This window comes from Actinomadura geliboluensis (assembly GCF_005889745.1).
In the GTDB taxonomy this organism is placed as follows: Bacteria; Actinomycetota; Actinomycetes; order Streptosporangiales; family Streptosporangiaceae; genus Spirillospora; species Spirillospora geliboluensis.
The window spans coordinates 1-5545 of sequence record NZ_VCKZ01000531.1 but is presented as its reverse complement, the minus strand read 5'-3'; the positions used below and the strand labels follow the sequence as shown (position 1 = coordinate 5545).

The following is a 5545-nucleotide window of genomic DNA, read 5'->3' as shown; positions in this document are numbered from 1 at the left end:
GGGTCCCGTCCGAATTCGTACCAACCGCACATGTGGGGGCTCCGGAATCACACGGGCCTCCACTTCGTGTTTCTGGGTGTCGCCCCGATGAGCTCCCCGGGCCCGCTCGACACCCGCGACGACGCCCGCGACGACGACGCGCTGAAGGAACTGATCGCCGGTGAGCTCGGCGCGGTGCGCGACCGCAGCCTCGGCCTCACCACCGACGTCCTCGCCGAGGACGACCTCACCGCGCAGGTGTCGCCCCTGATGTCGCCGCTGGTGTGGGACCTCGCGCACGTCGGCAACTACGAGGAACTGTGGCTGCTGCGCGCCGCGGCGGGCCAGGAGGCGATGCGGCCGGAGATCGACGACCTGTACGACGCGTTCGAGCATCCCCGCAGCGAACGGCCGACGCTGCCGCTCCTGCGCCCGGACGAGGCCCGCGCCTACATCGGCACGGTCCGGTCCAAGGTGCTCGACTCGCTGTCGTCCGTGCGGTTCGACACGGCGAATCCGCTGACGTCGGGCGGGTTCGTGTACGGGATGGTGGTGCAGCACGAGCACATGCACGACGAGACCATGCTCGCCACCCATCAGCTCAGGAAGGGCGCCCCCGCACTGCTCGACCCCTTGGCCGAGCCACTGCGGAAGCCCGCCGAGGGCACCCGCGCCGAGGAAGTGCTCATCGAGGCGGGCCCGTTCCAGATGGGCACCTCGGACGACCCATGGGCGTACGACAACGAGCGTCCCGTGCACCTCGTCGACCTGCCCGCGTACTACATCGACGTGGAGCCGGTCACCAACGCCGCCTACCTCGCCTTCATGGAAGCGGGCGGATACGACGACCCGCGCTGGTGGGACCCCGCCGGATGGGAGTGGCGCAACAGCAGCGGCAAGCGCGCCCCCGCCTTCTGGACCCGGGAAGGCGGGCAGTGGGTCCGGCGCCGGTTCGGACGGATGGAACCCGTCCCGCCCGGCGAACCCGTCCAGCACGTGTGCTGGTACGAGGCCGACGCCTACGCGCGGTGGGCCGGCAAGAGGCTCCCGACCGAGGCCGAATGGGAGAAGGCCGCCCGCTGGGACCCGGCCACGGAGCGCTCAAGGCGCTACCCCTGGGGCGACGTGTACGAGGAGGGCCGCGCCAACCTCGGGCAGCGCGCGCTACGGCCGTCCGAGACCGGCACCTACGCGTCGGGCGCGTCGGCCTACGGAGTCAGGCGCCTCCTAGGGGACGTGTGGGAGTGGACGTCGTCCGACTTCCACGGCTACCCGGGCTTCCGCTCATTCCCCTACAAGGAGTACTCGGAAGTCTTCTTCGGCCCCGACTACAAGGTGCTGAGGGGCGGTTCCTGGGCGACGCACCCGCTCGCCATACGCGGCTCGTTCCGCAACTGGGACTACCCCATCCGCAGGCAGATCTTCTCCGGCTTCCGCTGCGCCCGCACGCCCGGGGAGGACCGCTGAATGTGCCGCCATCTCGGCTACCTGGGGCCTGAGCAGACCCTGCACTCGCTCGTCTACGACGGCGAGCACTCCCTGGAGACCCAGGCGTACGCGCCGCGCATGACGCAGGGGAACCTGCTGAACGCCGACGGGTTCGGCGTCGGCTGGTACCAGGACGGCGCCGCCGTCCGGTTCCGCCGCGCCCAGCCGCTCTGGACCGACCAGTCGTTCCGCGAGGTCGCCGGCGCCGTCCGGACGTCGTGCGCGGTCGCGGCGATCCGGTCGGCGACCGTCGGGTTCCCCGTGGACGAGTCGTGCGCCCAGCCGTTCCGCGCCGGGACGTGGCTGTTCAGCCACAACGGCAAGGTCGAGGGCTACGGCGGCGTCGAGGGCAAGCTCCGCGAACTGGCCGGCGACGTCGCCGAGGTCCCCGACGCCCGCGCGCCGGTCGACTCCGCGCCGCTGTTCGCGCTCGCCGTCCGGCACTGGACGGACGGCGCGCCGCTCGGCGACGGCCTCGCCGCCGCCCTCGCCGCCGTCACCGCCCTCGCCCCCGGCCGCTACAACCTGCTCGCCTCCGACGGCGCCGCGCTGGCCGCCACCACCTGGGGCGACTCGCTGTTCGTCCGGGAGGACGCGGACGCCGTCCGGATCGCGTCGGAGCCGCTCGACGACGATCCCGCCTGGCGGCCCGTCCCCGACCGCTCCCTCGTCACCGCCGCGCCCGGTTCCGGCGTGCGCGTCCGACCGCTCTGACTCCGATTCCCGCGAAGGAGAACCACCCTGTGAACGACCGCATGGACCGGTTCCTGACCGCCGACGACCTCGCCAAGACGCTCCGCCGGGACGTCCGGGAGGGGCTCACCGGCACGCCCAAGACCCTGCCGCCCAAGTGGTTCTACGACGAGCGCGGCAGCGCGCTCTTCGAGGAGATCACCGCGCTGGAGGAGTACTACCCGACCCGGCGCGAGCGGGAGATCCTCACCGCGCGGGCGCCCGAGATCGCCGCCGCCACCGGCGCCCGGACGCTGCTGGAACTCGGCGCCGGGTCGGGGGAGAAGACCCGGCTGCTCCTGGACGCCCTGTCCGGCACGCTGCGCTCCTACGTGCCGGTCGACGTCAGCGGCGACTTCCTGGAGGAGGCCGCCGCCGGGATCGCCGCCGACCATCCGGGCCTCGCCGTCCGGGCCGTCGTCGCCGACTACGAGCAGCACCTGCCGCTGCTGCCCGGCGGCGAGCGGCGGCTCGTCGCCTTCCTCGGCGGCACGATCGGCAACATGCCGCCCGCCGAGCGGATCGGGTTCCTCGGCGGCGTCCGCGCCACCATGGGCGACGGCGACTTCCTGCTGCTCGGCGCCGACCTCGTCAAGGACCCCGGGCGGCTCGTCCGCGCCTACGACGACGCGGCCGGGGTGACCGCCGAGTTCAACCGCAACGTCCTGTACGTCATCAACCGGGAGCTGGACGCCGACTTCGACCCGGAGGCGTTCGAGCACGTCGCCCTCTGGAACGAGGCGGAGGAGTGGATCGAGATGCGGCTGCGGTCCGTCCGCGACCAGCGCGTCCGCGTCGGCGGCCTCGACCTGGAGGTGTCGTTCGCGGCGGGGGAGGAGACCCGCACCGAGATCTCCGCCAAGTTCCGCCGCGAGCGCCTCGACGCCGAGCTCGGCGCGGCAGGGATGGCGGTCGCCGCGTTCTGGACCGACCCGGGCGGCGACTTCTCCCTCACCCTCGCCCGTCCCGCCGACTGAGGCCGGACGGGCCGGCCGGCTGACGCCGCGCCCGCCCGGTGAGGGTCAGCGCTTGCGCGCCGGGTGGGCGAGGCCGAGCCGGTCGAGGTCCGCGACCAGGCGGGTCGCCACGTAGCGGTGGCCCGCCTGGTTCGGGTGGGTGCGGTCCCGCTTGATATAGCGCGGCGCGTTGCCCTGGCCGGTCACCCAGTCACCGGTGATCCACTTCTCGGCGATCGGGTCGATGAACGGGACGTCCAGCTGCCCGGCGAGGCCCTTCAGCGCGTCCCGGACGGCGAGCGCCCCCGGGGTCGGCGCGCCCGTCCCCCACAGCGGGCCCACCAGCACGACGCGGGTGCCGGGCCAGCGCTGCCGGGCCCGCTGGAGCAGCAGGTGCGCCGCCGCGGCCACCTTCGGCGCCGGGAGCCGCCAGTCGTTGTGGCCGCCGGACACGATGAGCAGGTCGGGCGCGGGCCGCCAGCCGAGCTGGCTCTCGAACAGGCCGAGGAACGCCTGCGTCCCGCGTCCCTTGGCGAGGAAGCCGGTGCCCGCGCGCCCGCCGATGACGACCTGCCAGCCGAGCAGCCGCGCCGCGGCCGCCGCGTACGTCGTCTCCGGCTCCGCGCCGCGGTCGCCCACCGTGTAGCTGTCGCCGAGGAACATCACCACGGGCGCGGCCTTCCGGGACCCGCCGTCCTTGGCCGGGGCCTTCGGCGGGCCGTCGGCGGCGGCCGGCGTGTGGACCGAGCCCGTGAGGACGGAGCAGCCGGTGGCCGACAGGGCCGCCACCAGGCTCAGGCACAGCATCAACGTCGCCGCGCCGCGTCGGGCGCGGCGATATGTCATGGAAGACCACCCAAAAGTTCCAGGGGATGCATGCGGCATCTTACTGATCCGCCGCCGCCGCGGGGGCCTCTCGCGGCAGCGCGGCGCCGCCGTCGACACCGTCCGTTCACCCGGGGCTCACCCCGGGGCCCGGACCGGGTCACCGGAGGGCGGGAGGGTTCCGCGGTGACTGGACGGGAACGGCTGAGGGAACTCGACCTGCTGCGCTTCGCGGCGGCGCTGGCAGTGGTGCTGTACCACTTCACGGGCTTCGGAGGGGCGGGGCCGTGGCCGGAGCCGTCGGCCGAGGTCTTCCCCGCACTCGGGGACGTGACGCGGTTCGGCTACCTCGGCGTCGACCTCTTCTTCGTGATCAGCGGGTTCGTGATCCTGATGAGCGCGTGGGGGCGGGGGCCGGGCGAGTTCGGCGTGTCCCGGCTGGTCAGGCTGATGCCGGCGTACTGGGTGAGCGTCCTACTGGGCGCGGTGGTGTACGCGGTGTTCCGGCAGGGCCACGGCGTCCCCGGCCTGGTGCTGCCGAACCTCACCATGCTGCAGGGCGGCCTCGGCCTGCGGAACGTGGACGCCGTCTACTGGACGCTCTGGGTCGAGCTGCACTTCTACGTGCTCATCGCCGTCCTCGCGGGCATCGGCATCACCTACCGCTCCTGCCTGGTGTTCATGGCGGCCTGGCTGTTCGCGGGCGTCTACGCCGACGAGGCCGACAACGACCTGCTCCAGGTGATGCTGATCCCGACCTGGAGCTGCTACTTCATCGCCGGCATGGCGCTCTACATGATCCACCGGTTCGGACCGACGCTGCTGCTCTGGGGCTACGTGGCCGTGACCTACCTGATCGCGCTGCACTGGGGGGCCTGGCGCGCCGAGCACGTCTTCCGCGGCGCGAACGAGATCGTGGTCAGCGCCGTCATCACCGGAATCTTCGCCGTGATGATCCTCGTCGCGACACGCCGGCTCCGGTGGCTGCGATGGTCGCGGCTGACCGTCCTCGGGGCGCTCACGTACCCGCTATACCTCGTCCACTCGCAGCTCGCGCTGCCCCTACTCGACGCCCTGTACCCGGACCTCGGGAAGTGGCCGTCGCTGTGCGTCGTCGTGGCCGCGTCCCTGCTGAGCGCGTACGCCGTCCACCGCCTGGTCGAACGCCCGGGAGCGGCCTGGATGCGCGCACGCCTGTACGCGTCGCTGGAGCCCCTGCGCCGCGTGGCGGAAACGTCTAACTTTGTCGGTCATGGTGGACGGGGCGGCCCTACTGGCAACGGCACTGAGCCTCCTGACCGCACCCCGGCCCCTGCGGTGCCGCCCGCCCGACCGCCGGAACCGATGGGCCTGGCCCGAAACTGAAACCCACACAAGCCGCCCAGCCCGCCCAGAGGTGTCCGTGAGCGGGGGGTGTGACATATCTGGGGTGGCGGGCGCTGAAGGAGACGTGAGCGTCCGGCCGATGTGAGCGGGCTTCGGCCGGACGCCTTTCCCCCTGTCTCTTATACCCCTCTGACGCTGCCGACGACGGAGAGAGTGTAGATCGCGGTGGTTGCCGTACT

5 protein-coding genes are annotated in these 5545 nt (G+C 72.7%); 4 read left to right on the top strand and 1 reads right to left on the bottom strand.

The features are described from left to right. Positions 1 to 87: 87 nt before the first annotated feature. From egtB to egtD, 3 genes are read left to right on the top strand one after another with little or no spacing between them, the layout of a single operon-like run. A complete protein-coding gene (gene egtB / locus ETD96_RS40540; protein ID WP_138641789.1) occupies positions 88 to 1446 on the top strand; it encodes an ergothioneine biosynthesis protein EgtB in 1359 nt (452 codons plus the stop codon). Continuing rightward, on the top strand, positions 1447 to 2181 hold the full coding sequence (gene egtC / locus ETD96_RS40535; protein WP_138641788.1) for an ergothioneine biosynthesis protein EgtC: 735 nt from the start codon (positions 1447 to 1449) through the stop codon (positions 2179 to 2181). Positions 2182 to 2222: 41 nt separating this feature from the next. Next, complete coding sequence (gene egtD, locus ETD96_RS40530) at positions 2223 to 3176, top strand: L-histidine N(alpha)-methyltransferase (RefSeq protein ID WP_138641791.1); 954 nt, start codon at positions 2223 to 2225, stop codon at positions 3174 to 3176. A 45-nt stretch (positions 3177 to 3221) separates the two neighbouring features. On the opposite strand, the gene ETD96_RS40525 is transcribed toward egtD, so the two are convergent. Continuing rightward, positions 3222 to 4001 carry an SGNH/GDSL hydrolase family protein gene (locus ETD96_RS40525; RefSeq protein WP_240808570.1) on the bottom strand — a complete coding sequence of 260 codons (780 nt, stop codon included), beginning with the start codon at positions 3999 to 4001 and terminating at the stop codon, positions 3222 to 3224. 165 nt (positions 4002 to 4166) lie between these two features. On the opposite strand from ETD96_RS40525, the gene ETD96_RS40520 reads away from it, so the two are divergent. Next, positions 4167 to 5345, top strand: a complete 1179-nt coding sequence (locus ETD96_RS40520; RefSeq protein WP_171069480.1) for an acyltransferase family protein — start codon at positions 4167 to 4169, stop codon at positions 5343 to 5345. Positions 5346 to 5545 lie beyond the last annotated feature (200 nt).